26 protein-coding genes are annotated in these 26,875 nt (G+C 43.9%); 19 read left to right on the top strand and 7 right to left on the bottom strand.

Annotation, left to right across the window (positions count from 1 at the left end; all coding sequences use genetic code 11):
• Window positions 1-10: 10 nt before the first annotated feature.
• The 4 genes from NSQ66_RS19010 to NSQ66_RS18995 are packed head-to-tail and all read right to left on the bottom strand — an operon-like array spanning window position 11 to window position 4,141.
• On the bottom strand, window positions 11-1,117 hold the full coding sequence (locus tag NSQ66_RS19010; protein ID WP_036688787.1) for an endospore germination permease: 1,107 nt from the start codon (window positions 1,115-1,117) through the stop codon (window positions 11-13).
• A 23-nt stretch (window positions 1,118-1,140) separates the two neighbouring features.
• Window positions 1,141-1,383 carry a hypothetical protein gene (locus tag NSQ66_RS19005; RefSeq protein WP_036688786.1) on the bottom strand — a complete coding sequence of 81 codons (243 nt, stop codon included), beginning with the start codon at window positions 1,381-1,383 and terminating at the stop codon, window positions 1,141-1,143.
• Between the two features lie 2 nt (window positions 1,384-1,385).
• Window positions 1,386-2,555 carry a Ger(x)C family spore germination protein gene (locus NSQ66_RS19000; protein WP_170914174.1) on the bottom strand — a complete coding sequence of 390 codons (1,170 nt, stop codon included), beginning with the start codon at window positions 2,553-2,555 and terminating at the stop codon, window positions 1,386-1,388.
• A 5-nt stretch (window positions 2,556-2,560) separates the two neighbouring features.
• On the bottom strand, window positions 2,561-4,141 hold the full coding sequence (locus NSQ66_RS18995) for a spore germination protein (protein ID WP_081390116.1): 1,581 nt from the start codon (window positions 4,139-4,141) through the stop codon (window positions 2,561-2,563).
• A 337-nt stretch (window positions 4,142-4,478) separates the two neighbouring features.
• Between NSQ66_RS18995 and NSQ66_RS18990 the strand changes: the two genes are divergently transcribed.
• From NSQ66_RS18990 to hcp, 7 genes are all read left to right on the top strand, one after another.
• Window positions 4,479-5,693, top strand: coding sequence for an MFS transporter (locus NSQ66_RS18990; protein ID WP_036688783.1), 1,215 nt, complete (start codon window positions 4,479-4,481; stop codon window positions 5,691-5,693).
• A gap of 129 nt (window positions 5,694-5,822) precedes the next feature.
• Window positions 5,823-6,548, top strand: a complete 726-nt coding sequence (locus tag NSQ66_RS18985; protein ID WP_076134406.1) for a LytTR family DNA-binding domain-containing protein — start codon at window positions 5,823-5,825, stop codon at window positions 6,546-6,548.
• A 45-nt stretch (window positions 6,549-6,593) separates the two neighbouring features.
• The gene (locus NSQ66_RS18980; protein WP_339279338.1) at window positions 6,594-7,871 is read left to right on the top strand and encodes a GHKL domain-containing protein; all 1,278 of its coding nucleotides are present in this window, start codon (window positions 6,594-6,596) and stop codon (window positions 7,869-7,871) included.
• 284 nt (window positions 7,872-8,155) lie between these two features.
• Window positions 8,156-8,590 carry a CPBP family intramembrane glutamic endopeptidase gene (locus NSQ66_RS18975; RefSeq protein ID WP_339279337.1) on the top strand — a complete coding sequence of 145 codons (435 nt, stop codon included), beginning with the start codon at window positions 8,156-8,158 and terminating at the stop codon, window positions 8,588-8,590.
• A 200-nt stretch (window positions 8,591-8,790) separates the two neighbouring features.
• Window positions 8,791-9,348, top strand: coding sequence for a cysteine hydrolase family protein (locus tag NSQ66_RS18970; protein ID WP_076141041.1), 558 nt, complete (start codon window positions 8,791-8,793; stop codon window positions 9,346-9,348).
• A 188-nt stretch (window positions 9,349-9,536) separates the two neighbouring features.
• On the top strand, window positions 9,537-10,937 hold the full coding sequence (locus NSQ66_RS18965; protein ID WP_141118453.1) for an MFS transporter: 1,401 nt from the start codon (window positions 9,537-9,539) through the stop codon (window positions 10,935-10,937).
• A 93-nt stretch (window positions 10,938-11,030) separates the two neighbouring features.
• On the top strand, window positions 11,031-12,323 hold the full coding sequence (hcp, locus tag NSQ66_RS18960; RefSeq protein ID WP_036688774.1) for a hydroxylamine reductase: 1,293 nt from the start codon (window positions 11,031-11,033) through the stop codon (window positions 12,321-12,323).
• 137 nt (window positions 12,324-12,460) lie between these two features.
• On the opposite strand, the gene NSQ66_RS18955 is transcribed toward hcp, so the two are convergent.
• On the bottom strand, window positions 12,461-13,219 hold the full coding sequence (locus tag NSQ66_RS18955; protein WP_076100281.1) for an SDR family NAD(P)-dependent oxidoreductase: 759 nt from the start codon (window positions 13,217-13,219) through the stop codon (window positions 12,461-12,463).
• Between the two features lie 135 nt (window positions 13,220-13,354).
• Between NSQ66_RS18955 and NSQ66_RS18950 the strand changes: the two genes are divergently transcribed.
• The 9 genes from NSQ66_RS18950 (at window position 13,355) to NSQ66_RS18910 (ending at window position 22,316) form a co-directional block, all read left to right on the top strand.
• Window positions 13,355-13,726: a MerR family transcriptional regulator gene (locus NSQ66_RS18950; protein WP_038572105.1), complete on the top strand. Its 372-nt coding sequence runs from the start codon at window positions 13,355-13,357 to the stop codon at window positions 13,724-13,726.
• Window positions 13,727-14,057: 331 nt separating this feature from the next.
• Entirely contained in the window at window positions 14,058-15,947 is a 1,890-nt protein-coding gene (locus tag NSQ66_RS18945; RefSeq protein WP_339279336.1) for an AraC family transcriptional regulator, read from the top strand.
• A gap of 426 nt (window positions 15,948-16,373) precedes the next feature.
• Window positions 16,374-16,946, top strand: coding sequence for a hypothetical protein (locus NSQ66_RS18940; protein ID WP_036688772.1), 573 nt, complete (start codon window positions 16,374-16,376; stop codon window positions 16,944-16,946).
• A 68-nt stretch (window positions 16,947-17,014) separates the two neighbouring features.
• Window positions 17,015-17,632: a hypothetical protein gene (locus NSQ66_RS18935; protein WP_076141039.1), complete on the top strand. Its 618-nt coding sequence runs from the start codon at window positions 17,015-17,017 to the stop codon at window positions 17,630-17,632.
• A gap of 181 nt (window positions 17,633-17,813) precedes the next feature.
• On the top strand, window positions 17,814-18,563 hold the full coding sequence (locus NSQ66_RS18930; protein WP_076141038.1) for a hypothetical protein: 750 nt from the start codon (window positions 17,814-17,816) through the stop codon (window positions 18,561-18,563).
• 65 nt (window positions 18,564-18,628) lie between these two features.
• The gene (locus tag NSQ66_RS18925; protein ID WP_249267673.1) at window positions 18,629-18,937 is read left to right on the top strand and encodes a hypothetical protein; all 309 of its coding nucleotides are present in this window, start codon (window positions 18,629-18,631) and stop codon (window positions 18,935-18,937) included.
• Window positions 18,938-19,000: 63 nt separating this feature from the next.
• Complete coding sequence (locus NSQ66_RS18920; RefSeq protein ID WP_038572095.1) at window positions 19,001-19,552, top strand: DUF4303 domain-containing protein; 552 nt, start codon at window positions 19,001-19,003, stop codon at window positions 19,550-19,552.
• 126 nt (window positions 19,553-19,678) lie between these two features.
• Window positions 19,679-21,073, top strand: coding sequence for a hypothetical protein (locus NSQ66_RS18915; RefSeq protein ID WP_076141037.1), 1,395 nt, complete (start codon window positions 19,679-19,681; stop codon window positions 21,071-21,073).
• A gap of 34 nt (window positions 21,074-21,107) precedes the next feature.
• A complete protein-coding gene (locus NSQ66_RS18910; RefSeq protein ID WP_038572092.1) occupies window positions 21,108-22,316 on the top strand; it encodes a hypothetical protein in 1,209 nt (402 codons plus the stop codon).
• 102 nt (window positions 22,317-22,418) lie between these two features.
• Here NSQ66_RS18910 and NSQ66_RS18905 read toward each other — a convergent pair whose 3' ends face one another.
• Window positions 22,419-22,892 carry a hypothetical protein gene (locus NSQ66_RS18905; RefSeq protein WP_038572090.1) on the bottom strand — a complete coding sequence of 158 codons (474 nt, stop codon included), beginning with the start codon at window positions 22,890-22,892 and terminating at the stop codon, window positions 22,419-22,421.
• 269 nt (window positions 22,893-23,161) lie between these two features.
• On the opposite strand from NSQ66_RS18905, the gene NSQ66_RS18900 reads away from it, so the two are divergent.
• The 3 genes from NSQ66_RS18900 to NSQ66_RS18890 all read left to right on the top strand — a co-directional run bounded on the left by NSQ66_RS18900 (window position 23,162) and on the right by NSQ66_RS18890 (window position 26,005).
• Window positions 23,162-24,430 carry a hypothetical protein gene (locus NSQ66_RS18900; protein ID WP_038572089.1) on the top strand — a complete coding sequence of 423 codons (1,269 nt, stop codon included), beginning with the start codon at window positions 23,162-23,164 and terminating at the stop codon, window positions 24,428-24,430.
• Window positions 24,431-24,724: 294 nt separating this feature from the next.
• Window positions 24,725-25,276, top strand: a complete 552-nt coding sequence (locus NSQ66_RS18895; RefSeq protein ID WP_060623267.1) for a hypothetical protein — start codon at window positions 24,725-24,727, stop codon at window positions 25,274-25,276.
• 30 nt (window positions 25,277-25,306) lie between these two features.
• Window positions 25,307-26,005, top strand: coding sequence for a polysaccharide deacetylase family protein (locus NSQ66_RS18890; RefSeq protein WP_170914173.1), 699 nt, complete (start codon window positions 25,307-25,309; stop codon window positions 26,003-26,005).
• A gap of 5 nt (window positions 26,006-26,010) precedes the next feature.
• On the opposite strand, the gene NSQ66_RS18885 is transcribed toward NSQ66_RS18890, so the two are convergent.
• The gene (locus NSQ66_RS18885) at window positions 26,011-26,853 is read right to left on the bottom strand and encodes an AraC family transcriptional regulator (protein WP_036688751.1); all 843 of its coding nucleotides are present in this window, start codon (window positions 26,851-26,853) and stop codon (window positions 26,011-26,013) included.
• Window positions 26,854-26,875: the final 22 nt, after the last annotated feature.

The raw sequence follows: 26,875 nt of genomic DNA, 5'->3' as shown, positions 1-26,875 counted from the left end.
ATAGAACGGGTTATTTTTTGTGTTTTTTTATATGATAACGAATGAAAGTGACCAATAGAATCAGAAGAAATGGCAGGGTGTAAGCTAGGTTAGTGATCAAGGGCCATGTAATATTCACGATTTCCTCAAGCTCAGACTCTTGTGTGTAAGTCGTTACAGATAACAGCAGGCAAACAAAAGCAAGAGGGAAAACAATTAAACGTTCATCCTTCAATCTCAGAAGCTCCTTTAGTACTTTAATAAGAATAAGCAGCAGGATAGAAGCCTTGAAATAGAAGCCGATAATGAGTGAAAAACCAATCACGGATTCGATTCTTTCAATGGTTTCCTGAAAATAAATGAGTCTCGCCAACTGATATAATGAATATTTTAAGCTGCCGGACAGTGGTCCCAGTACCATAATACTGCTAATGACAGAAGCAATTAACGTCAGGGCATTGATGATGAGTGCAAGATACATTTGTTTTCCCAGTTTAGAATTGTCTTCTTTACGTACGAACGGTAAAATCATCGAAAAAACGATAAGCTCGGAATAGGGAAAGCCATAGACTACATATGCAGCGCTTAGGATAGGCCTAAATCCATCAGGCATGATGGGCAGTAGGTATTCGGGATGATATAACCCTGCTACGAGTATCCAGACTAAGATGATAAATCCGAACATTAGTGACATTAGGACGGCTGCCATGCGGGCAATCACTTCGATTCCAGCCAGAGCTGTCATCGCAATCGTTATAAAAAACATGGTATTTACCGCGTAAGTGGGCGTTTCTTTTAACATCGTACTTTTGAAAAAGGTTCCGATCTCAATTACAATTCCTGCGACATTCCAAAACAGCACACAAGTGAAAGGAATTAGGAGGACAAGGGTCAGTCCGTTTCCAAGTACGGAGCGGCTTTGTTCCACAAGCGAAAGATCTGGCGCTCGTCGGTTCAAATATAGAATGCCGGAAAGCAGAAGCATTCCTATGGCCGAGGCGATTAAGAGAGATATCCAGGCTCCGTTGCCGGCAAAGTTAGTTAATGATGCAGGGACGATGACGATTGAGGAACCGGTCATAAAGAAGAGAAACAGCATGGACATTTGGATCGAGCTAACACGTTCTTGCTTATTCATACGTTCCTCCTCATTCTTTAAGCTTATGAAATGGTTGGGTTGATCCAATGGACGATGTGCTCAGCTGGAGCCGTAAGTAAATTGAAGATGGAGTCTAAATTGGGCCATGGCTTAGCTGCAATAAAGATAAATCCGAGATAAAGTACGGGTAGTAATAATACTCCATAAACTACTCGATCGCGGATGGAGGCTTGCCTAAACCTTGGGATGTCATGGGCTAGCATAGCGGAAGCTAATAAGAGGACGCAGATTATTTTTCCCACCATAGCTACTTCTCCTTTGTTCCGAATATTGTGCCTGAGTTCATTCCAGTGCTTAACACTTTGACATCAACGTTGATATCGAACTGAGTCTGGGCGAATGTATCCTTCCATTGAGGCTCTAGTTGTTTCCACAGCTGCGGATTTTTCCGGTAAATCTGATTGCCAATTCCGAGTGCGTCGATCTTTTTTGTTTTCAAAAACTTGGTTGCATGCTCAACCTGTTGTTCAACCTGAGTTATGACACGCTGCTCAAAAAGCTTCATGTCCTTATTGTTTTTTAAATGTGAGCAACGTAATTCTCCGATCATCCCTTCAATAGCAATTTTTACACCGACGGATACAGAACCATTTTTCACGGTTGGAGTAAGCGTACTGTTGAAGGTAAGCACTTCAAGCGTTTCTTTTTTTCGCAGCGGTTCTTCGGTTTCATCCGGGCAAGGAAATTCTAGTACTCCATAGATATATCTATCCGTCAGCATCATGAATGCTTCTGTATCCTTTTCCTTTAGGATGTCAATCATTTTCCCGTCATGGATTACAGCCAGCCCAGATATCAATGGTTTATGATCCAAACTGGTCTTATGCAGGTAAGGGATGATGGAAGTATTGGAGGGGCTACACATTTGTATAGCCAGCTCATAGAGAGGAATCTTGGAAGTTTTTGCGGCATATAGAGCACCGCTCGTCTCCATTCTCTTATACTGTTGACCAATGGTCTGCTCGATAAACGGGTTGATATCTAAAAATGGTGCCGCAGATTGCTCAGCGATGAGAGGAAGAACGGTACCACGTGGTTCTTGATCTCTGGAGAAAAAATCAAGCACCTCCCGGATGTTCGAGGTTCTGGCTAGTTGCTCCCCGATTAATATGACACGCATATGATCCCATTTGGCTTTTCGACCAAATTTTGCCGGGATCTCCCTTATTGCTTCAAAAAAGGTTTCTCCACTTGTAACAATATTAATTCCCTTCGACGCTGGATCCCCTGCTTGTCCCATTTCTATTTTGGTGGAAGGATTATAGAAATGTGTCGTGATCACAATCCGATTGTCTTCGCTTTGGTCAATGGCGACCGCCTGCACATACCCATACTCGTCCAATTCTTTATTATCCCAGCATCCGCTAGTTAGAGTGAGTACAAGAAGGGAAATTAGTATGGTAGTAAGTCGCTTCACTATATCTACTTCCTTCCTGAAGTCTTTTTATATAGGTGTCGATTCCGTGGTGAATGAAGCAGCAGTCTTCTCGGAAGTAGAAAAATAGAATCACGTACTCTTTTGAGATCTAGCGGAGCTAACGAGTCTAAATACGGTTCTCCTAAAGAGCGCAAGGTAGCCAGATGGAGGTAAATTAGAATAAAACCGACCATGATGCCAAGTCCTCCGAACGTTGCCGCGAGAATCATTAAGGGAAACCGTAAAATCCGCAGCGCAATTGCCATATTGTATTGAGGTAGCGCAAATGAGGCAATGCCCGTCAAAGCGACGACAATGACCATGACCGGAGAGGCAATCTGCGATTGAATAGCCGCTTGTCCAATGACCAATGCCCCAACAATACTGACGGCCGATCCAATCGGTCTGGGTAAGCGTATGCCCGCCTCTCTCAAAAGCTCAAAGAAAAACTCCATGATCAAAGCTTCAACCATAGCCGGAAAGGGGATTCCTTCGCGTGTGTTTAGAATGGCAAGCAGCAGAACCGTGGGAATTAGTTCGGAATGGAAGTTGGATAAGGCAATATAGGTACTGGGTAACAGCAGGGCGATGATGAAGGCAGCGACCCTAATCAATCTTATCAATGATGAAAAAATGGTTCGGTAGTAATAATCTTCGCTATTCGTAAAAAACTCCATGAAATTCCCGGGACAGATCAGAATGGAAGGACTTCCGTTAACCATAGCAATAATCTTCCCGTCTAGCAGAGCTGTTATAGCTGTATCCGGTCGTTCTGTGTAGCGGACTTGTGGAAATGGTGAGTAGAGAGAATCACCGATCCACTCTTCGAGATAGGAGACGTCAAGAATTTCTTCCTGATCAATACTTGCTATACGTTGTTTGAATTGATTTAATGCTTCTGGTTTCACCACTCCATCCAGATAACCATAGGACAACGTTCTTTGAACCTGCTTACCAGAGGTAAAGAACTCGAACTTAAGATTAGTAGATTTTAGCAAACTACGAATAACACCTATATTACGCTCTAAGCTTTCTATAAAGCTGACGTGGGGACCTTGAACAGTAGGCTCTGAAATGGGCTCAGAGGTTTGGCGCTGTTCTACATCAAAGGCATAATAGGCAACGGCTTTTTGCCAACCTGTAAAGAAAAGGACAACTTTCCCATCAAGAATCCCCTTAATGGCTTGACCGATATTGTCCATTAATTCAAGCAGCGGTGATGAAACACCATTTTTTTCAAAATAAGAGATGACATCTTCAACGGTTACGTCCAAGGTGGGCCCCAGCTCATGCGGAACTATATTTTGCAAGACATCTTTAAAATAATTTGTAGGGTCAGACTTAGTAAGTGTATTGAAATAGACGGATGAGGCTTCATACTTAAGATCCGGGCCATAATGCCATGGAATAACCTTTAGGTCTGAGCAATTGGCAAAACAGTCATTAATAATCTGCAAGTTGTCTTCGAGAGACGCAGAGATAGCATGGGAAGAAAGATCCTTCATTGAAAGCTCATTTTCGGCTTCGATTTGAGGGGGCACCTTAGGATTAGACGGAGGCGTCTTGGCGATAAAAAATTTCCGCATGCAATTCTCCTTAAATAAATTAGATGTTAAGTGTGATTTTTATCTTCTCCCTTATTTAGGAATTTATTCGGAAGATAGAGATAGATCAAATTCTTCGCAAAATGAACAATTGGAACTGGCTCATGGAGGAGTTGCGATGTTATAATGAACATAATTTTTTCAGGAGGTGCTCCTTGTGACCCATTCCATTCGTTTATGGTAGTCCGTGGTGCAAGACAAGTGGACTCATTCATTTTTTTGAGATAAGGAAATGAGTTTATTTGTGATGTGCCTGTTTCAGTGTGCCTATGCTCATGGAATGAGTTTATCTAAGTTTTTAATCAAAGGAGATGACCTTATGCAAATACAATGGAAAAAAGCCTTCGCCCTTATTTTTAGCGGACAGATTTTCTCGATTCTCACGAGTTCGATGGTTCAATTCGCGGTGATCTGGCACTTGACGGAATCGACAGGGTCAGCGGCAGTTCTGATGATTGCTGGGTTGGCAGCGTTTTTGCCGCAAGCGGTCTTGGGTCCTTTCGTAGGGGTTTGGCTGGATCGTTGGAATCGTAAAATAACAATGATTATTGCTGATAGCGCAATAGCGCTTTTCAGTCTGATATTAGGTATTTATTTCATGTGGGGGGAACCGGGACTTGGTTTTGTGTATGTCATTCTGAGCTTGCGTTCGGCGGCTTCGGCCTTTCATGCCCCGGCTTTTCAGGCGGCTGTTCCGTTGATTGCACCTGAAGAAGAATTGACAAGAGTCGCGGGCTGGCAGCAGATGGTGTTCTCTTTCTCGAATGTAATTGGTCCTGCAATTGGGATAGCGGTTTACTCGGCAACTTCGCTTGGGGCGGTATTGCTACTCGATGTGGCCGGGGCTTTGATTGCGAATCTGATGCTGTTCATGGTGAAGATCCATCAGCCTAAAGTGCAGGCTACAGCTGCGCCGTCTTTCGTTCAAGAATTCCGTTTGGGTTGGAACGCACTCATTCAAGCGAAACCCATTGTGTTGATTACGGGGGCTACTGCGGTGTTTAGTATCGCATTTATGCCGCTGGCGACACTGTTTCCTTATATGACTTTGTCTCATTTTGGCCGTGGAGGATACAGTGCCAGCCTGGTGGAAGCGGTGTTCAGCATCGGGATGATTTTAGGTGGTCTGCTATTGTCGATGTTCTCATCAAAATGGAGCGACATTAGCTATATGAGCGTAGGTCTGCTAGTCATCGGTCTTACCTGTGTGATCAGTGGTTTGATTGGTCCGAATGCATTTGTGATCTTTGCCATTCTCTCGTTCTTCATGGGCAGTGCGGCACCCTTCTTCAATGGTCCCTTCATGGCGATGATCCAGCGTTCTTTTGAACCCGAGATGCTTGGGCGTGTCATTTCACTTGTGACCAGCATTATGATGTTGTCTTCGCCAATTGGACTGCTGTTGGCAGGACCTGTAGTGGATCGATACGGAGTGCAGCTATGGTTCCTTGGTTCAGGAATTGTGGTGATGCTGACCGCTCTGTTTATTTTCATCCAGTTTCGGCGGCTGGCGTCCGCGATTCCGATGAATTGATTAGGGTAAAAAACTTTCCTATGAAAAGAGTTTATTGGCCGGTCCGAAAGGATCGGCTTTTTGGCGGTTCTTCATATTTTTCCAAATTATAATATGATAGAATTACGTTCACTTGGAGGGATACATAATATGAATCTTAACATTGCTATCTGTGACGATCAGAGGCAAGATGCCTCGCGGTTGGAAGAATTACTCAAGAAGCAGATGACTAGCCTGCAAGGGATGACCGCCTCTATTGAGATTTATGAATCAGGCCAAACCCTGCTTCAGACAATGACGTCTACCGCATACGATATAGTTTATCTGGATATGGAGATGCCCGAGTATAACGGTATAGAAGTTGCAGAGAAGATCCGGCTCAAAGATGCCAGGGTATTAATTATTTATGTCACCAGCCATACAAGTTATATGAGAAGAAGCTTTGCGGTTCATCCCTTTCGCTATTTGCTGAAACCTATTGATGAACATGAATTGCAGACCGCCACAGTCAAAGCCATTCAGCAATGCTTGCAAAGAAACAATGTGCTGACATTCTCAATCCATCATATGAGCTATAATTTAAGGGTAGATGATATTATGTATATCACGGTAGAACGAGGTAAAAAGTTGGTCCTTTATACTGAACAAGAGACTTACTCGTATTATGGCAAACTGGGAGAGTTGGAAGGACAGCTGGGATCACATGATTTCTGTCGCGTACATACGGGATTCCTAGTAAATTGGCTGCATGTTCGTTCTTTAAGCAAGGAACTTATTCAGCTGAAGAACGGGGTGGAACTTCCAGTCAGCCGCAGTAAAAGCTCTGATTCTTTACGGTCTTACCATGCCTTTATAGAAAAGAGGCTCTTAAGATAAATGTCTTTCATCCGGGAGATTAGTCCTTACTTTTTTGGTGTATTTATGCTCATCCTTATATATGTTCCGCAAGGGGTCACATTTTATATTTTTCTCAAGAAATTTCTAATCCTGAACAGGAGCAAAAAGTCATTTATAGGCTGTCTTATTATCTTTTATATGGTTAAATCGCTTACTGCTGCTAGCTTATCTCTAGTTGATTCGGTCATCCTTCACCTGATTGTGTATAGTCTGATTACTATTGTTTATTTCCGCGGCAGTGTGCTACAAAAGCTGTTCTTTAGCAGTTTCTATACAGTGTTTACGGTTGTTATTGAAATGCTGGTATGGTATGGGATTCAGCATATCCCGCTCAATACCGGTGGAATAAATGAAGCTAATTTTTGGTGGTTATCTTTTTCTTTCCTATTTGTTATCTTGCTAAGCATCATGTTATGTCTGCTATTGTTGCGGTTATTCAAAGTGGACACCACTACGTTATTGTCGAATCAGGATTGGGCTGTGTTGAATCTTGTTTCGGCGGGTTCTTTGCTTATTATTATTGTGAATCTGAGACATTCCAGTGATAAACCTTTTAATATTCCGCTTGATTTTGTATTCATCCTGCTTGGGATTCTTGTAATTAATGTGGCTGTAATGTTTATATATCAAAAGTTAATGAAACGGATGCAGATCGAATTCCATAATCATGTGCTTCAGCAGCAAGTGAAGGATTACACGAGTAAACTGAAAGATAATCAGGAAGCACAGCGTTTGCGGCATGATCTGAATCATGTGCTGATCCTTATTCATTCTCTGCTGGATGAAGGCGCTTTAGAAGAAGCCAAGCGATATATTGCAGAGGTTGCTTCGACACAGGAGGCGGGAGAAAAGTTTATTTCTTCTGGAAATATTGCTATTGATGCCATTTATAATGAGAAATTCGCAAAAGCTGAGCTACATCAAGTTACAATGCAATCTCATTTTCGCATCCCGCAGGACCTGTCACTTGCAGGCAAAGAGGTTGATATTGCAATTATTCTAGGCAATGCATTAGATAATGCAATTGAAGGGGTTCAGAGATTACCAGAGTCAGAGCAGAATGTTATTGAGCTGGAAGTAATTTATACCGAAGGGTTATTGGTGATTTCTTTAAAGAATCCTGCATCTCTGCTTACAGAGGACGGGCAGGGCTCTTTTTTGTCCAGCAAGCGGAACTTTGGGAGTAGAGGGTTCGGAATCGAAAGCATTGAGTATGCGGTTCAACAGCTTCAAGGAAGCGTCAGTTTCAGATATGAGAATGGGCAGTTCATGATGTTGGCGGTATTACCACTGCCTGAGTAGCAATCCGAAACCAACTACTCCACCTAACCTGCAAGTTACGGTCTCTTCCCGCGGGCAAGCAGCGGTCCATGATATATTGAGGCTGTTCTTATTAAAGGGAGGGTATTCCGTTGACATTGTCATTGCTCATCAGTGCAGTCCTTCAGCTCATCTTATTCAGCATCATTCCCTATACATACTGGTTTTTTACAAGCAGAACAACATCATCCTTTGCCATGTGGATTGGCTGGAAGAAACCCCAATTGATTTCTAGGAAGCAGTTCATACTATGTTTTATACTTACGATGACTATATTCACCAGTCTGGGAATGCTTACAGCAATCTACATGCTGGATAGGAATACTTTGGCCAGCTCACAGTTTTATGGTACAGGTCTTAAAGGTTTGATTCCGGCATTGATTTATTCTTGGTTGCAGACTAGCTTGTCCGAAGAGATTCTGTTCCGCGGCTTCATTGGAAAACGGTTAAGTTCGAAATTCGGATTCGGAATTGGAAACTGTGCTCAAGCTTTATTATTTGGTGTCGTACATGCTGTGCTGTTATACAGTAGTGCCGGATTTTTGAATTCTGCTGTTGTAATGCTTCTTACGGGTCTTGTGGGTTGGAGTATCGGAATATTGAATGAGAAGTTATCCGGCGGTTCGATCATTCCAGGTTGGGTCCTGCACGGGCTGACTAATCTGATTTCCTCCATTTTTATGATGTATCAATGGATGTAGCGATCAAAGTTTTTAGAGAGTACATTTTAAAAATATGGTAAACTAAAAAAGTCTTAAATTATAAGATTAAAGTTTATATACCATTTTTATTGGGAGGTAGATATTATGAAAAACAATGTCAGCTTGCAAAATTATATGGGGAAAACGTTTAACTGATCAAGCGTGTTAGCGTTCCCCACCATTCGAAAGGGGAAAATCATTTGAATCAGGTATTATTAATCATCGATGCACAACAAGAATTAATGGATGGAAACGAAAAGGAAAGTGCGGTATTCAATAAAGAGCAGCTTATCCGGAATATTAATAAAGTGATTGAACAAGCAAAAGAAGCCAATGTCGAAGTTGTGTTTGTTAGGGATCTTGATGTCGCTGAAGGAACAGGTGCAGGCTTTCAAGTGCACAATGAAATCAATAGGTCTGCAAATGCCAAAATCTTTGATAAGCTGGCAACGAATTCTTTTCACGGAACTGAACTGCTACAATATCTGAAAGATCAGCAGATTGAGCATGTGGTCATTATGGGATGTAAAACTCAACACTGCATCGATACTGCGGTTCGGACGGCTACGGTTAGCGGCATGGATGTTACATTGGTCGGAGATGGTCATTCTACAACGGACAATGATGTTTTAAGTGCAGAACAAATCATCAAGCATCACAATAAAACATTACATGGGCACTACAATGTCGAACATTTTTCTATGGTCAGAAGTTCCGAAGAAGATTTGTTTCGCCCAACGCATGACTCTTATAGATAATAATTCAGAGGCGGCACTTAAATGTGCCGCTTTTTGCTGTTTTGCATTACCTCTGATTTTCCTCACCTATTCTGATAGACATATTCGCCTAAACCATTTCCATCCCATCTTTATGGGATTGTTCTTGCAAGGGATCTACTTATAATTGTTAGTAATTCTTAAACAATATGAGTAGGGACGGGATCAACATGATAGCAGCAAAAGATATAGAGTTTAAAAGCAGACACGGGCAGCGGCTGGGGATGATGGCGGCTATTTGTATGGGGGCGTTTATTTCCCATTTTACAGCCGGAATTGTGAATGTGTCGCTTCCTTTTATTGTGGATTATTTTCAGACAGAGCTTGGGAAGGGATTATGGATCACAACAGGGTATCTGCTAGTGATTACGGCACTTCTTCCTGTTATGGGGAAACTGGGCGACCGTTATGGTTTTCGCCGGATTCACAATCTTGGATTTGTGATCTTTACTGTGGGTTCCATCCTGGTCGCTTTTTCACCTAATTTACCAATATTGCTAACGCTCAGAGTTATACAGGGAGTAGGAGCTGCGATGTTCCAAGCAACTAATATTGCGCTCATCACCATTCATATGCCGAAAGAGCAAAGAGGACGTGCACTCGGAATTTTAAGTACAGCTGTCGCACTGGGCGGGATGACGGGACCTATAGCGGGAGGTTTGATTGCAGAGTGGCTGAGCTGGAAATGGTTATTTTTAATCCATGTTCCTGTGGCGATTGTGGCTACAATTATGGCATATCGGTACATACCCAACCGTGTGCAAGAGCGCAAACCGGGTGCTATCAGCTTCGTGGGGGCCAGCTTGTTTATGGCATTCATCACCTTGGTTCTTCTCGTAATAACAAATGGGAGCAAATGGGGCTGGGTGTCCGTGTGGACGATGACAAGTTTGGTGGGGGGGTTCTTGTTACTGATTACTTTTCTATTCTGGGAACGGAAGCAAAAGAATCCTTTTCTACCCTTACAAGCTTTGAAAATTCCAACTGTAGCGGGAGGCTTGATCGTTAGCTGTGCCTCTTTTATTCTGTCTAATACATTGCTTGTCCTTCTTCCATTTTATTTGATGGGGGCGGCGGCTCCGTTCTCGTCATCTACGACAGGATATATTATGGCGGCTTATCCCATTGCCTTGGCGTTTGCAGGTCCTCTCGCAGGCTACTGTTCCGACCGTTATGGCTCTCATCGTCTGATGCTTATGGGACTGAGCTGTATGGGAAGCGGGTTTATCTTGTTGCTGGTGTATTTAGACCATATACCGGTTTATGGAATCGCGGCGATTCTATCTCTTATAGGCCTTGGTATGGGGCTCATTGCCTCTCCTAATAATAGCTTCATTATGCAGCAGACACCTTGGGAATATGTGGGTTCGATTGGCGGATTAATTGCTTTAACAAGAAATGCGGGGATGGTCTTTGGCTCAGCACTTGGACTTGGTGTGATGAGTGGAGAGACAGGACAAGGGAGTCAGTTACAGGCGTTCAAATTGGTTTTTGAGAATAATATTTTCATTTGTTTAGGCGTTATTGTATTAATGATTGTTATAAATAGAAGGTCATTTAAATCTGCTTGATCTAAAAAAATGTGTGTGTAATCACAACTCAAGGTTTGGTGTTCTGTTACGTTGGAAGTAACGAATGATTATCTAGATATGGAGGATAACAATATGTTTTGTTACCAATGTGAACAGACACCGAATGGCGGATGCACCGTTGTAGGGGTATGTGGCAAAAATGAAACCATTGCGAGTTTACAAGATACGATGATTTTTGCATTAAAAGGAATTGCAGCTTATGCGACACATGCCCGGCAGCTAGGATATAGCGACCCCGAGGTGGATCGTATCACCCACGAAGCTTTGTATATGACGTTGACCAATTCCAACTTTAATACGCAGGAACATTTGGAGATGGCGATGAAGGTCGGAGATGCGGCGGTGCGCATCATGGATGTACTGGATCGTGCGCATACGGACCGCTTTGGCATTCCGCAACCAATCACAGTCAGTCAGAACAAAATTGAAGGTCAATGTATTGTTGTGACTGGACATAATTTATATGCGTTGGAGGAATTACTGCGGCAGACAGAGGGGAAAGGCATCAACATTTATACTCACTCAGAAATGCTGCCTGCGCATGGATATCCTGCACTCAAAAAGTATAAGCATCTTAAAGGCAACATCGGCAAAGCGTGGTATGATCAGCGTAGATTGTTTGAGCAGTTTCCCGGTGCAATTCTTGCTACCACAAACTGTGTAATGCCGATTAAAGGCACTTATGCAGACCGCTTTTTCTCATATGAAGTAGCGGGGCTGGAAGGTGTAGAGAAAATAACGGGCGACGACTTCTCCCCACTAATTAATCGAGCGTTGTCCCTACCTGCGGCTGATGTAGAGTCAGATCTGGTACTCACGACCGGATATCATCATGAAACTGTAATCGGGTTAGCACCAGAGATCATTCAAGCAGTCAAAGACGGGCATATCCGCCGGTTTTTCGTCATTGCAGGCTGTGATGCGCCAGGTACGGGCGGGAATTACTACCGTGAGTTGGCGACTTCCTTACCGAACGATACCGTCATTTTAACTACTTCTTGCGGAAAGTTCCGCTTTAATGACGTAGATTATGGCACCGTTGGAGACACCGGTATTCCGCGTTACATTGACCTTGGGCAATGTAATAATTCCGGTTCTACAGTGAAGATTGCCATGGCTCTGGCTGAGGCATTTGAGTGTACGGTGAACGAGCTGCCTGTCAGCATCGTGCTGTCTTGGTTTGAGCAAAAAGCAGTGGCTATTCTGCTAGGCTTGTTCAGTCTCGGCATTCAGGACATCCGCATCGGACCAAAGCCACCCGAGTTCATCTCGCCAGGTGTACTGGATGTGTTGGTAGAGCTTTTTGGGTTGAAGCTAATTACTACTGCTGAGGAAGATATGAACGCGATGTTGGCGTTGTCGTAGAGTAAAAATCAAAGGTTGCCGCCCATAAGGGATTGGCAGCCTTTTTTTGATAGGGGATTTAGGAGTTACATCATTGTCGAAGCACGGCGATCCGTAAAGGATGATCATGCTTCTTAACTTGCCATTACGAGATGAACTTATCGCGTGCTCGCCACATAATTATAGAGGGTATCTCTCAACTCGAACTCGTACGTCAAACCATTAACAATCCCCACAACATGATCGTTGTCATACAGATCAAGCATGAATACAGCCATTTCCTTCGCGGTATGATATTTCGGCACAGTCCCATGATATTCGAATTCGGGGACATCGAAAGAAAGCTTCGCGAATTCTGTTTCTGTTGCGGCAGGTGCCAGCACTTTAGCCTGCATAAGTGCACCTTGACTCTTCAACTCATGAGAGAGTCCTTCAGTAAAGGCACTCACATAGAACTTAGTCGCACAGTACGTAATGGCATTTCCCACAATCGTATAGCCGCCACCGGATGAAACGTTGATTAATTGTGTTCCTTCAACATTGGAGTAATCACGAACGAATAGAGAGGAAAGGATCGTCAACGATTCAATGTTCAGATGCAGCATTGCAGAAATTTTATCTAAATCTTGCTTGGCCACTGAAGCGAAATTTCCAAATCCCGCATTGTTGATCCAAGTTTCGATTTCGAACCCTTGTAGATCCTCATAAAGCTTATAAGCATTACTAGAAACGGATAAGTCAGTCACTCGAATAACGACAACTACATCGGGGTAGTTATGATTGATTTCAGATTTTAGCTCCTCCAGTTGCTCCCTTCTGCGGGCTGTAACAATTAAGTTTTTACCGCGAGCCGCAAAGGCTAGAGCGGTTTCATAACCTATACCTGAACTGGCGCCTGTAACTACAGTATATTTCATGTGAATTCCTCCGTTTTTACAAGAATATTTAGTGTTTCAACAACGATGTAATCATAAAGCTTAGAGTTTACTCTAAGTCAAATGTTTTTTATAATTATGGGGACTCTTAAAATCAACATAGATTCGGGGGCTTGTATGTATACGATCAGCGATGTAGCCAAATTACTAGGGATTACCGCATATACACTGAGATATTATGAAAAGGAAAAGATTATTGCTCCGATACGGAATGCGAATGGAGAAAGAATATATGATGACTCCAATCTTGCTTGGCTGCGATTTGTGATGAGGTTGAAACAAACCCAAATGCCGATCTCACAAATTAGAGAATATGCGCAGTTATATTTAGAAGGAGAGCATACGGCCCAAGCCCGCTTGAACCTTCTTGAGAATCATAGTAACTCTATACAGAGCCAAATCAGAAACTTAACAGCCACAGAGAAGATGTTGAAAGACAAAATTGCAGCCTACAAAAATTCCCTTACGAAAGAGACAGGCATTCACTAAGCAGGCAACATAAAAGTATGCTAATGATTAAGATAATTGAGAGTTCAAAGAAAGGGCCCTCACGATTCATTGATAGACGCTAGTTCCGCACGTATGTTTGCGGAACTAGCGTCTTTTGCTTTTGGGCTAGACTCCGGAAAAATAGCCGTATGCCTAGCTATTCGCATCCTCGTCTCATTCGGCAATACCTTATTGACAGCGCTAGATGTATTCGTTATTGTGTTTAGAAACATGATTCAATTGAGAATGATTATCTCTTGAGAATTTAAAGGGAGTTTGCGAATCAGCTATGGACGTTCTGAAACTTATACAAATATGGAACCAGGTGATTATGAGTGTGCTGGACGTAAGGCTAAAGCAGGCCGGAACCGAGAACGATTTGAATCAATACCGTTTGCCAGCAAGCGCATTTATATTCGCTTTCCAAGGACAAGGCGAGTTGTGGGTTGATGATGAGGTGTGGCTGTGCGATCGTTTTCATGTACTGCACGCCGGCAAAGGCTCTTTGGTGACGGTTCGGAGCCGAGAAGCGCTGAATGTATATATCGTACTCTACAAAGCGTCTCTCCCCGCTTCGGCCTCGCGCGAATTTCATATGATGATGGAGGAATCCGACCCGTTTCTGGAAAGCTGGGGGTTCCCGCCTGGCGAACCGCTGGCCATGCTCGAGCTGCTTCAAACGATACGCGACGGTTGGCTTAATTCTGACGACGGATTGACCCGGCTGTCGGCCAAGGGAGACTTTATCCGCTTCGTTCACGCTGTCCTGAGGGAGCGTCTGTTCGGAGCCGGTGAGCCATCTTTATCGGAGCAAGTTATTCGGCATTTGTCCAGGAATTACCGCCAGCCGATCTCGTTTGAGGAGCTTGCTCGGCAATTGAATTACAGCCAACAATACATTTCGCGAAAATTTAAAGAACAGACGGGGCTCAGTCCGCTGGACTACGTCATTCGTTTCCGAATGGAAGATGCGAAGGCTCTGCTGGCCGGCACGATAGCAACGCAACAGGAAATAGCATCACATGTCGGTTATCCGGACCTCATTTATTTCAGCCGCATGTTCAAAAAGTATGCCGGCATGACGCCAGGCCAATATCGTAAACGATACGGCCAGTTCGTTTCAGATTATGCAAGGAATATGTCACAATCGTCCGTTGTTCTAAGCCGGTCATTAAGCTATCCTTTTTATGTGAGTGATATTGATTATCAATTTCAACAGGATGGGGCGAATAAAATGACTAGAGCAACCAGAAGTTTTTATGCAGTGATGCTGTTATGTTTGACCGTGATGTTAACAGCTTGTGGTGGGGCGGTGAACAACGGAGGCGCAACGAACAGCCAGGTTGCCGTCAGCGCTTCTCCAACCATGGTCACCCAAGAGTCAGAGGTTTTGACATCTTCGGAGATCAAGGTAGTTAAGACTGCTTTCGGCGATGTCGAGGTTCCTGCACATCCTCAGCGCGTAGCGGCAATTTCTTATCTCGGCACCGTACTTGCGCTGGAAGTCCAGCCGATCGCAGCCGAATCGTTCTTGATGTCGAGTCCTTATCTTGAGGGAATGCTGGACGTCGTGACGGATGTTGGTGACTCATTAGAGAAGCTGCTGGAGCTCAATCCGGATTTAATCATAACGCATAATCCACAGCCTGAGGTAGTCGATAAATATCAGATGATCGCACCTACGGTATCTGTTCCTTACAATCAGTTTGCATCCATTCAGGAGGAAATGATGTATTTCGGCGACTTGCTGGATAAACGCGAGGAAGCGGAGAAATGGAACGAACAATTCGAGAAGGACATTGCAGACATTCGGGAGAAAGTCCAACAAGCCGTTCCCGAAGGAGAGACGCTTTCAATTATGCAAGAGTACGATGGAAACGTGAGCCTTTTTGGTCCGAAGTCGGGACGAGGCGGCCGGCTAATGTATGAAATAATGGGGCTGAAACCGCCGACGACGGTTCCAGAATTTATGCTGAAAGAATCCTACTATGAATTTTCGCTGGAGAAACTTTCGGAGTACATGGGTGATTATTTGATTCTGACGACAGAAGCCAGCTTGGAATCGCTGCAGGCTGATCCGATCTGGGGGACGCTCGAGCCGATTCGCAACAATCGGGTATTTTTATGGACGGAGAACCAATCCTGGTACCGCGACCCAATCGCCGTGAAAAGACAAATCAACGAATTGACCGACTGGATCATGGAGGCAGCGAGTCGGTAACTGCCCAAAGTATGGATTGATCGAACAACGGTAAGTTAAAATCAGAACTTGCCGTTACAGCCAGCGCGCTGATCCGTACCATTAGGGACGACAGGGAATTTTTGAGCGGAAAGTTGGAGAGTGCTGTAATAAGGATGTGGAATAGTTCGACAGAGGGTGTCCCAAACGTCATAAATTGACGTAGGGATACCCTCCTTTTTTAATGAGTGAGCGAAGCGAGAAGGAGGGAAGGAGCTAGAGATTGTGCTGAACGGGCAAGGTTATATCTCTTCCTTTGCGAAGGTTATTTCCAAAATTCAGGTGAAAAGTAGGTAGACTCAGGACAAGCGATCACTATAATGGAAATATGAGACATTCATAGAACCGATCAATAGGATATAAATAGAATCTGGCTGAGTAAAAAAAGCGATTAGAGGAGGCCATCTCGTGGGAAGATCATTCGCAAATTTGCATATCAAGTCGAACAACCTTGAGAAGACTGTCGAAGCATTAAGAGAGCTAAGCGAAGGGCATGCCAAAGTATTAGGCAAGTCCAATCATGAGGCTCCAGAGAGCAAAGTTGTCATGTACGTAAGCAAAAGCAACGAGAACTGGATCAGCGTGCTCCACGATTACTTTGTATGGGGTACGGTGAAGGAGGCCGGCAAAACGTTGTCCCAGCTTATCGGGGAGCCAGTGATGACCGCCGGATATATGAATGAGGAAATATTCGAGTTGTCGTTGTTCGAGAATGGAGACATTCAAGCCGAAAAGATCTTTTGTGAACAGTGGACGAGGGATGAATATGAACAACTCCGGGAAGAGCGTCTCAATGATGACTACCTGCGAAAAGCGTTGGATATCCGTAATGAGGATTTTGACGGCTTCATTGACATAACGAGTCCGGGACAAGCCGTAGATAAGCTGTCAGAACTCGTAAGTATGTCTTTATGGAGTGATTGGGAGTGGATCCCGTACGAAGAAACTCTCAGAAAACGATTTGTGAAATATGAATTTTGAAAATACACGAGCAAATGGCTAAGGACAGCTGAGATGACATTTTAGTACATGGCGGTGAGCGAAAAGAAATGGATAGATTAAAGAACAGCGGATTTTATAAGCTTAGATTCTTCATAAGGCCGGAAGAGTTTGAAAGCGTTTTGAAGCTTTTTGAACATAAGCAAGCGCAATTTCATCTAACCAATTATGCCCAGACAGAGCATGATCTGAATCAGGTGTATGAGGCGTATAAGACCTTTTATGATTATTTTAGGGCAGAAGAAAAAAGGAATGAGGGTTTCCCTTTCTTTGTTTATTCTATTTCTGTTGCGTCTGATAATGAAAGCTCTGGATTTTTCGCGAGAAATGAAGGTGTCTATTTTCCATATTACGGACAATGGGCAGAGGATGAACTGCCGTGTATCTTGCTATCATTTCCTAAAGGCTTTCAAATAGATTTGGAAGATGAAAAAGGGAAGTATTATATCTATGAGGATATTCGGGACCATAAGCCATTAACATATACGTTTTTCGATGAAATAACGGGTACTATTAAAAAAATGACAAGGCCGCTTCGCTTCTCGGCGCATGATGCAGATGCTATGAAGGAGCAAAAGCCTTCTGTGCGTATAAGCCATGGTGCGATGCAAGATTTGAGCAAATCGTGGATTTTCAATAAATATGGGCTTGTGATGGGTGGAAAATAGTTCAGGGCAAATGACACCGAAGCACTGGCCAAGCTGGAGAATTCAAAAATTGGGGATTGATATGTTGCACTCTCTAAAATTTCAGTATTATCTTGGATAAAAAAGCTCCTCAACCTGCAATATTTTAAAGAATTCTCTTATTTGGAAGAGTTGCATGTTGGGGGCAGCAGGAGGAGTATTTATGTACATCGTATCTCGGCCAAAACCGCTGTCTGATGACCAAAACCAAGCACTTGCGAAGGAAGATGCCGCTGTTTATCCACCGGGCTACCTCCGGTTTTTGCGGCGATTCGGCGAAGGAACTTACAGAGGGTGGTTGAATGTTCAGCTTCCGGATGCGGAGGTGCTCAAACCTTTTGCAGAGTACGGATTATGGGAGCATGACGAAAACAGCCCCATTACTGAGCAACAGATCGGGGAGTGTATCGTTATAGGTACAACGGTTGACGGTGATTTTCTGGCAGTGTATCCACAGACAGCTGGGCTGCTCTGGCTACCTCGGCATGCGGAGCACGTGAAGGCGATTTTCCTGCAGGTACCGGAGCAGGAAGACGAGGGGATGTACGCTTTGGTGCTGGACGAAATATATCGTCAGGTGTATGGAATCATTCAAGGGGAGAGCGTCTATTATGAACCGTGGACGGGCACTCGCAGCCATCGCTTTTTGCGTTTGCCACAAGGGCAGGACCAGCTTACGCTACCCGAACTGGCTGGATTGTGCCAACATGAATTTCCGCCGGATTTGTTTTATGAGAATGCCTATGCTTGTTTCCTGTTCTACCGGCAGCTGGGAGGCTATGTACGATTGAATTATGCCTACCAGCAAGAGGTGGCCGTCTTCTATGAACAGGATACGGGGCAGGCGTTTGCCGATATGGAGCAGTGGCTCTTGTCGAAAGGCTGCGAAGCGATTTCAGAAAATAACAGCTGATCTGGGTGCTCCTTACGTATGGGAGAGGGAGGTAGGCATGAAACTAGTTTTTACTTTGGATACACATGGAACGTGTGTGGGTCAATTTGTCAGAGTCAGTTGCTAAATATAATAAGCATGCAGATAAGGAAACCCAAAATCAACTACTGGACCTAGTGAAAAAATGGATGCTCGAAAACAATTGGCTAAATGGAAAGTTAAATCAAGCACGGAAACTACTTTCGCAAGACATGGAGCTTTATGAAGTCAGCCAGAAATTGCAGATGCCATTAGAAGAGATTGAGTATATCCTTCTCCGTATGAATGACTATGAGCCAACTGATATTCATCCTGATAACCTTGTAGTAGAAAAAGCGCCGCCATATCATTTGTAGAAGGCTGGAGCTAATAGAAGACATCCTGCCTGAGCGGATCCACTAACGGAAAGGAGGAAGCCGATGCAAGAAATAGAGACGCTGGCGATAGAGATCGCCGATGCTGCTAGAACGTCTTTTCGCACTCTTTTTGAAAATGGCGAACGTTACTATTACTGTACTCTATACACTACTGGCGAGGGACATGCGCCAAGTATCTCCGCCTGGTCGTGGGAAGCTTTGGAGATGGAAGCAGCCAGGCAAGGAGTGGAAAGTGACACACCGGCATCGACGATTGCGGAACTTATCAAATGGTCTTATGCGGATTCGCCCTATTGTTGTTTCGGCGATGAGAACTTCGATAACGTTAAACAACGATTTACCGAGCGTCCTTTCATTGCGGATCTTGAGAATGACGAAGGGAATCGTGAGTTTGATTTGAGGCTGAAGGCCATGGAGCTGGCGATGAAAATGCTCGATGATGAAGGTGTGTTTGCCTTGAATCAACTGCGAGAGTCAGTATGCGTCCTTGTCGAAGTCATGCCGCCGGATGAGATCAATACTGAGATCGCCCTCCGTTTGAATCGGGCAGAATCTTCGGCTATGCAAGTATGGTTGGCGGAAGCGGCGGAGTAGAAGCATCCGCTTTCGGGAACCGTCTACTATATTCGGATTTAATAAAATGGTCGAGATTAAGCAGGGCGTAAGCCTTGGGGCATGTGAGGAAATAATGGAAATTTCAAAATGAAGGGAAAATAATGTATGAGCAATCTTTTCCGATTCATTCCTATTAGCCAGCTAGCAGATAAATTTCCCGAAGGATCTTGGTGGGCGAAGTTTTACCAAGATTTTAGTGACGAGCAACTTGCCGCTTACTATGAAGGGGATTTGACGCTGCCTTCTCTTAATCTAGATTGGGAGCAACCTTTCCCGCAACAAAAAGAGGTAATCATCATTTTTATAGAAGGAAATTTTACTGTAGACAATCTTTATAATAAAGAAACTGATGGCGCCATAGGGCTTTTGGTGACCGGTAATTTGAGTGCAAAAAATATAGCTGTAGGAGGTCAGGAAATTTATGTTTCGGGCAACCTGATGATTGAGGAAATATTATGCGGCTCCTACAATCATGGGGAAACGATTGTTAAAGGTGATCTCAGCGCTGCGGTTTTAGTTCAGGATGACGAGTACAGTTTCAAAGTGGTCGGACATAAATCGATCGCCTGCTTAGTAAATGTGTGGGAGGGGGACGGCGTATTTCAGGAGCTTCCGGTGGACATTCATGAGGTGTTGATTGATGAAGTTTTTTTGGATATGGATGAGGATGAGGAGGACTTTTCCTTTGCCACACTGGTGAACGTAATTAAAGAAGGCCGTTCTGCTCTAAAAAAAATAAATGAATCCCCCGCTAGCAAGAACGCAGTTCATTTATATTTCACCCATAACACGATCAATGAAGAAAATATATTGAAGTTGACGCAGTGTATTTTAATGCCAAGTGACAAGCCTTCTTTTAATTTTCGCGAGCAAGACGTTTTTTTCAAAGTTCAACTGGAGCATATTGATGCTGACGGGGATGAGCGGGATCTTAGCGTTTATATGAATGATAACCGGCATCACTATTATATTTGGCTGGAGCAAGATCATTCTGTCGGTTTGTTGAAGAGAACCATAGAAGAAGGGTCTGAGTGGGAGGACATTACAGAAGAGACTCAGGAACAACTAGCAGAGATTAGCGATTGCTGGACGATGTTGCTGACCTGCGTTAATATGGCTGAGCTTTATTTACCAAACATTGAGGTACAGTATGTGCAAGACATTTTGCAACACACTGTAATTCAGGAATTAAATTCGGAAGTGGAGGAGAATGGCGGGTTCTGGGACGGCTCCAAATGTTACAGCTTCCGTCAAACGCATACGGACGAGGACGGAGACCTCCTACATGGTCGGATTGAAATCAGGACTCCAGATGAAACGTATTATTTTTATACACTGGACAATGGAACTTATGTTTCCCGGCATTATCAGCCGCCCGATCAATATGGCAAGCAGGACATGCCCTATTTGGATCTTAGGCGCTGGGAAGCATCAGAGCGGTATTTTACAAGATTTAAACAATTTATTACTGAGAAGATAGAGTCAGGTGTGAATAGTTAGATCTTGATATGCTTTAGAGGAAAGGATGATAGAAATGCCAAATGATAGCCAAGCTGGTCCTTCAGCTGGTTCTGTTAGAGAAGTTGGTAGTTATCCTATCAACCTGACAGGTCCACGTAGTCATACTCTTGTCCTTAAGCCCGGTGTGGGCAGTCTATCAATGGGTCCGTCGCAATTGGGGAAAAAGGTTGACCTTCATGTCGCGTCTGATGCGCCTATCGATTGGACCGTATTCGATGTCTTTGCCACACCGGCCGGCTCTCCCTGGCCGAGATTTCTGCATTATACAGGCAGTGATTTAGGCTTCTTTGACTGGGCACAGAAACGTCCCATTGAAGAGATGACATGGACTCCGATCCTGTCTGCAGACACGGTGGCGGACGCCAGTCAGTCCAATTTGCATGGCTTGCATGTCAAGTTGGAACCATCCGGGAGGTCCCTTAGCCTAATACTTCCGAAGCAGCCTTTCCGCCTGAGTGTGTCTGGCGATCTATCACGCTTCTCGGCCACAGGTGATATGCCATCTTCTCTTACACTAGCACCGCGCACCGGCCGACGTAAGAATGATTCCCCTTTTTTGCTGCCCGATATGGGGGAGCTGCACCAGGTAACGAGCTTGACGCTACATAACGCACCGCTGGGACAGCCCATCTCGCTAGAGTGTCTAAACCGGTACCCAAACCTTAAATCACTGAGTTTGTGGGGAAACTTCTGCGATTTGAATCTATTGGCTCATCATACCGAGTTAACGAATCTGGAGCTGCGCTTCATGCCTGATCTGGAGGATTTGCCGACCTTGAACGCGTGGCCGTTGCTTGACAGATTTATCGCCTACAATGTGGAAGAGAGCGCTGGCAAGCATCTAAAAAAGCAAATGAAAACTCGCGCTGAAACCCGTCCTTGGACCGACCATGCTTCAGTGAGCCAATTACGAAAGCCAGAGTGGTGGACGACCGAGTTTGGCCGCCCATTCTCCTCCTGGACTAAACGTCTAGCCAAGCTGGCTAATGAAGCTTACAACGTTGCACAGGTAACCTTGTCCGAGGCCCATAGCTTTGCTGAAGCAGAGGCCGCCATTACCGCTTTCACCGTGCGCTTCAACAATCTTAAGGGCATCGAAACCACCGAACGAGAAGATCTTGGTGAAGCGGTATGGCAACTTAGCCAGTCTGACCACCTGATTGGCCAGCCTATCACAGAGGAGATGGCTCAACGCTGGTTCGATGCAGCGCGCGATTACTAAATGAATTGAAAGTCACACCCCTAGAATAGAAATCGGATTGACCCAGGGGTTTATCCAATGTCTATTCTAAGGGGTGCACTTTACTATACTGGCGGGGTTTTTTTATACGATCATCCCCATTTCTCGGAGTCTATCTTTAATTTTCTTTAAACGAGCTTCTTTTTCGCTGTCTTCAGTTAATACCTCTACAGATGTTTCGTTATACTTCTTAATGATCCTCTTTAAAGTTAATTCTTTCATTTCCTTTTTACTGTGGATGGTAACAGGAGGGACAGTTGTATAGTTTTCTATGGTCTTGGGATCTGCAGAAATTCGTTCTAGTAAACTAAGTAGAAGCACCAGTCTTTGCTGGCCCAACCTCGGAACTTGGTATAGTTTTTTCCATGTGGAATTTAATAGATGATCAAGGTCTGTATATCCCTTTGAGTATAAAGCGTTTATGAGGCCTGTTAAATTTGGACCCCGTTCTTCTTCATGAGCCACAGCAACAATACAAGCAATATTCTTAGAATAAAGATGCGCCGGAAGTGGAAAAAAATGTATTAATGCCGCATTTCCGTCGATGATGTCAATCATGATGATATACCTCCATTAAAATATGTGTTCACTATACATGTTTAGTATTCTGGCAAGGTTGTAAGTCAGTAGGGTGAATTTCCCTGACTTGGTACAATAGATTGATACACTCTGCATTATTAAACCCCAAGCTACTGATCATTTTCTGAACACCAGCAAAACCCATTACATAAGCTCTTAGAATATGTAGCAGATATGATTCGTTGCGCTTCATAATCATTGCTAAGTAATGATATGATATAGGCATCAATTTTGTGGGGTGCACTGATATGGATTTCCGAATCAAAGAACTAGTTAATGCTACACAGCAAACCTATGGATTGGACAACTACTACTTACATACAAATGAAATTTATCGCGAAGTTACGATGCTGGGAGAAACCGACTATTTGCTTAGTATGGAATGGTTTCCTTCTCACATTAAGGAATGGAAGGAGGATTATAATCCGGAAGGAACTGCAGTCATTACGCTTGACTTACTATCCCGCAACTATAAAAGTGTTATTTTTGTTGGAGGGAAATCTTATGCAAATCGAACACCATTCCAAAACATTGAAATAAACGGCGTTATTCAGTGGATGGAAGCTGAAGTAGGGCTTGAATATGGTAAACAATTCTACCTATTGAAGGAAGAAAGAGGAGAATATCATTTTGCCGAATGTATAGACGGTATCCCCATCTCCCCCGGCGGGCGAATGGAATTACGCTTCGATGCGGAAGGTAGGATTATTTTTTATAGTGTATATGGCCAGTTTCCTTCTAGCTCCCTTGTGCACAAAGAGCATTATTCTCTCACGCTTCAAGCGGTAGAGCCACTGGCGAAAAAACAACTACAGCTTATCGAATATCCAGTGTACGAGATGAAGCATCTCCTGCCGATCTATGGGATAGAAGAAATCTACATTACAAATGATGGAACAACCACAATTCCATTTGAGATGATATCAGGTACGAGAGCACGACTGAATATTGATCAAGTAATACATTGGGAGCAAGTGGACACGGAACAGTTCGCAAGGACGGAGATCCGTCTGCAAGAAGTAGTTACAATCGAACAGGCAGTAGCACGTGAGCCGCATCCAGATTCATTTTCAATCACAGACGTAGAACAAGCCCAATGTATAGCCGCAGTCGAAGCTGGTTTAAGCCAGCTCTATCCGGATGAATCCGGACAATGGATTCTGAAGACTTTACATCGGGAAAGAGGACATATTCAAGCGACATTGAGGAGGAATGCGCCAAGTAATCGTATTTTTCAGCGTAAGATCCTCCTGTTTATCGATACGAAAAATTATAAGGTTATAGATTATATGGATAACAAGTTAATGCTCGATACGTTTGATGAGTTCCAGAGCGAAGGGGAAATTGCTGTGAGCCATGACGAAGCTTATGACAAGCTCAGGGGATGGTTCGAATTAACACCCGTCTATGTGTATAATCCTGGGCAGAAGAAGTATGTGCTGTGCGGGAAGCTGGATTGTGATTTTGCAGTGAAGGCTACTAGCGGAGATGTGGTGGAGTTGGGTAGTTTGGATTGATAGTGAAACCAGATTGATTTAGTCAAAAAGATAACTTCCGAAACTCATGTCCAAGAGACATGGGTTTTTCTTTATGTAGTTGGATGCCAAAAATTTAGACTTAATGAAAATAATTGTATAAAAATTTGATTTACTCGCAGAGAAATTCTAGTGTATAGCGTCAAATATAAGTAGACGTTAGAAAAAAAGAAAGTTCCGTTAGGTACAAGTATGAAATGAGAGACAATAACCGTTTTAAGGATGGTGAATGAGTTGGGTTTCAAAATACGTAAAAACACGGTGCAGTCCGTCTGGATGATGTGGGAAAAAGCTTTTGCGTTGCTTTCACATTTTCGCGGATCGCATAAGTCACGCTTTGGAATATGTACCGTGATGCTAAAAAAGCATCGGGGACAGCCTATTGTATGCCAAGACGCCACGGTCATCAATCAGGGAGAGTGGGTGGGAGAACTCCACCTCGACAATGAAAGAATCCTGAAGTTGATCCGGTCCGAAGGATCGGATCGTGCCGCATTGCAAACGGCTCGCATGCTGCGCAAATCAATGCAGCAAATCAACGAAGCCTTCGAATCGCAGTCCGAGTTCAGGCAGGTCAAGGCTTTATTGGGGATTACACTGCTCCATCGGGGATTAACACACGGTCTTGGCTTTGAACAACAAAATATAAAGTCCGGCGTTTTCGAACGCATCACCACCATCTATCTTCGATTGCTGCTGTCTGCCATGCATCCTGAAGGGAGACAAAGAATCAATCGGCGAACAGAGCAACTGGTCCCGATGTTACTGATCCATTCACGCGCCTCACTGAAAAATCGATTCTCACCCGGACAGAACTACTCTGGATAGGTCTAAAGCTTGTTATATGGAGGTGTAATCATGCTTACATATCTGATAGGAGGAATACTATGTGCCGCCACTCTTTACATGTTTATTCCGAGTTTGATTACGCGAGTGAGCGGCTTTGGTGTCTTTCGCAAAGGAACGGTGAAAAAACAGGTGGCATTCACTTTTGATGATGGGCCACATCCGAAATATACGCCGGAATTGCTGGATTTATTGAAGTTACATCAAGTGAAGGCTACTTTTTTCGTGCTTGGATCGCGAGCGGAGCAGTATCCAGATCTGATCAGAAGAATGGATCGGGAAGGCCATCAGATTGGCATCCATAATTATTGCCATACATCTAACTGGCTGATGCTGCCCAGTACTGTTAGGCGAGAACATCTGGACCGCTCCGCTGATATTATAGAGTCTATTGTCGGAATCAGACCCAATCATTACCGTCCACCCTGGGGATTAATCAATCTATTTGATTTCTTTCGGCACAAGCAGTATCGAATTGTTTTATGGTCCCTGAAGGCGGGCGACTGGAACATCCGGGCCTGTCAAACCCGGATGCAGGCCATTCTATTAGGTGGAATCACCGATGGCTCCGTTGTTTTACTTCACGACAGCGGTGAGACTGCGGGCGCGGACCGGCATGCTCCTTATTTTATGCTGCAAGCTCTAGAAGAAGTGCTAAACCAACTGCAGGCAAGAAACCTGCAATTTGTTCGGCTTGACGAAATGTCTTGACGTTGCTATTTAGACTTAAATTGTTTGCGGAAGCAGAGCGGCGAGATGCCCATTATTAATTTGAAGGTTCGTCCAAAATGGGAGGTGTTATCAAACCCAACCATTCCCGCAATTTCAGTAACATTAAACGAAGAGCCAACCAGCAAATCACGCGCTTTTTTGATGCGGATATTATTGATATATTCAATGAAGCTGAACCCGGTGGATTCTTTAAAAGTTCGGCAAAGGTAGGAGGAGCTTATGTCGAATTGCCGTGAAATCTCACAGAGCTTAAGTGGTTCCATATAATGTTGATTTACATAATTAACGATGTCCAGGACTTTCTTATGTGTACGATTGGATTCCACAAATGAAGCTGTGCGGCTGTCAAATAGTTTACGATTAAGATAGAGGAGCAGCTCCACCAATAATATTTGTTGGTACTGTTCGTATCCGCGGGCTTGCTTCTTTCCCTCCTGGATCATCTTCTGAAAAAGCTGTTCGATGAAATATTGATCCATCCCGGTCATCTTCAAAGCGCGGTAATCACTTTTGAACAATTCGAGCAGTTCCTCACATTGACTGCCGGTGCAGAAATGCTGCAGGAATTCTTTTTTAAACAGGAGTGTTACCCGCTCATACATATTGCAGCCTGAATTGACCAGTTTGTGCATTTCGTGAATATCCATAAATAGCAGTGTTCCGCCCGCAACCTGATAGGTTCTGTCCCCTATAAAATAATAAAAATCCCCGGATATTAAATACAGAATCTCATATGCATCATGATAGTGTCTTGCAGGCATGCTGGTGTATACCTGTTTCTTGCGGCTGATGTCAAAAAGAGTAGACTCATAAAATACCGGCTTCATTCAGCACCTCCTAAGAGGATTG

This window comes from Paenibacillus sp. FSL H3-0329 (assembly GCF_037963285.1).
In the GTDB taxonomy this organism is placed as follows: Bacteria; Bacillota; Bacilli; order Paenibacillales; family Paenibacillaceae; genus Paenibacillus_AQ; species Paenibacillus_AQ odorifer.
The sequence above is the reverse complement of the archived record's forward strand: the minus strand, read 5'-3'. Positions and strand labels throughout refer to the sequence as shown.

What these genes read in the sequence shown, in the direction of transcription:
- NSQ66_RS18965 (WP_141118453.1), top strand. Translation starts at nt 9,537, where the DNA reads ATGATAGCAGCAAAAGATATAGAGTTTAAAAGCAGACACGGGCAGCGG.
- NSQ66_RS19005 (WP_036688786.1), bottom strand. Translation starts at nt 1,383, where the DNA reads ATGGTGGGAAAAATAATCTGCGTCCTCTTATTAGCTTCCGCTATGCTA.
- NSQ66_RS18890 (WP_170914173.1), top strand. Translation starts at nt 25,307, where the DNA reads ATGCTTACATATCTGATAGGAGGAATACTATGTGCCGCCACTCTTTAC.
- NSQ66_RS19010 (WP_036688787.1), bottom strand. Translation starts at nt 1,117, where the DNA reads ATGAATAAGCAAGAACGTGTTAGCTCGATCCAAATGTCCATGCTGTTT.
- NSQ66_RS18910 (WP_038572092.1), top strand. Translation starts at nt 21,108, where the DNA reads ATGCCAAATGATAGCCAAGCTGGTCCTTCAGCTGGTTCTGTTAGAGAA.
- NSQ66_RS18930 (WP_076141038.1), top strand. Translation starts at nt 17,814, where the DNA reads ATGTACATCGTATCTCGGCCAAAACCGCTGTCTGATGACCAAAACCAA.
- hcp (WP_036688774.1), top strand. Translation starts at nt 11,031, where the DNA reads ATGTTTTGTTACCAATGTGAACAGACACCGAATGGCGGATGCACCGTT.
- NSQ66_RS18995 (WP_081390116.1), bottom strand. Translation starts at nt 4,141, where the DNA reads ATGCGGAAATTTTTTATCGCCAAGACGCCTCCGTCTAATCCTAAGGTG.
- NSQ66_RS18950 (WP_038572105.1), top strand. Translation starts at nt 13,355, where the DNA reads ATGTATACGATCAGCGATGTAGCCAAATTACTAGGGATTACCGCATAT.
- NSQ66_RS18985 (WP_076134406.1), top strand. Translation starts at nt 5,823, where the DNA reads ATGAATCTTAACATTGCTATCTGTGACGATCAGAGGCAAGATGCCTCG.
- NSQ66_RS18905 (WP_038572090.1), bottom strand. Translation starts at nt 22,892, where the DNA reads ATGATTGACATCATCGACGGAAATGCGGCATTAATACATTTTTTTCCA.
- NSQ66_RS18955 (WP_076100281.1), bottom strand. Translation starts at nt 13,219, where the DNA reads ATGAAATATACTGTAGTTACAGGCGCCAGTTCAGGTATAGGTTATGAA.
- NSQ66_RS18990 (WP_036688783.1), top strand. Translation starts at nt 4,479, where the DNA reads ATGCAAATACAATGGAAAAAAGCCTTCGCCCTTATTTTTAGCGGACAG.
- NSQ66_RS18945 (WP_339279336.1), top strand. Translation starts at nt 14,058, where the DNA reads ATGAGTGTGCTGGACGTAAGGCTAAAGCAGGCCGGAACCGAGAACGAT.
- NSQ66_RS18900 (WP_038572089.1), top strand. Translation starts at nt 23,162, where the DNA reads ATGGATTTCCGAATCAAAGAACTAGTTAATGCTACACAGCAAACCTAT.
- NSQ66_RS18915 (WP_076141037.1), top strand. Translation starts at nt 19,679, where the DNA reads ATGAGCAATCTTTTCCGATTCATTCCTATTAGCCAGCTAGCAGATAAA.
- NSQ66_RS18935 (WP_076141039.1), top strand. Translation starts at nt 17,015, where the DNA reads ATGGATAGATTAAAGAACAGCGGATTTTATAAGCTTAGATTCTTCATA.
- NSQ66_RS18975 (WP_339279337.1), top strand. Translation starts at nt 8,156, where the DNA reads ATGACTATATTCACCAGTCTGGGAATGCTTACAGCAATCTACATGCTG.
- NSQ66_RS18980 (WP_339279338.1), top strand. Translation starts at nt 6,594, where the DNA reads ATGCTCATCCTTATATATGTTCCGCAAGGGGTCACATTTTATATTTTT.
- NSQ66_RS18895 (WP_060623267.1), top strand. Translation starts at nt 24,725, where the DNA reads ATGATGTGGGAAAAAGCTTTTGCGTTGCTTTCACATTTTCGCGGATCG.
- NSQ66_RS18925 (WP_249267673.1), top strand. Translation starts at nt 18,629, where the DNA reads ATGGAACGTGTGTGGGTCAATTTGTCAGAGTCAGTTGCTAAATATAAT.
- NSQ66_RS18885 (WP_036688751.1), bottom strand. Translation starts at nt 26,853, where the DNA reads ATGAAGCCGGTATTTTATGAGTCTACTCTTTTTGACATCAGCCGCAAG.
- NSQ66_RS18920 (WP_038572095.1), top strand. Translation starts at nt 19,001, where the DNA reads ATGCAAGAAATAGAGACGCTGGCGATAGAGATCGCCGATGCTGCTAGA.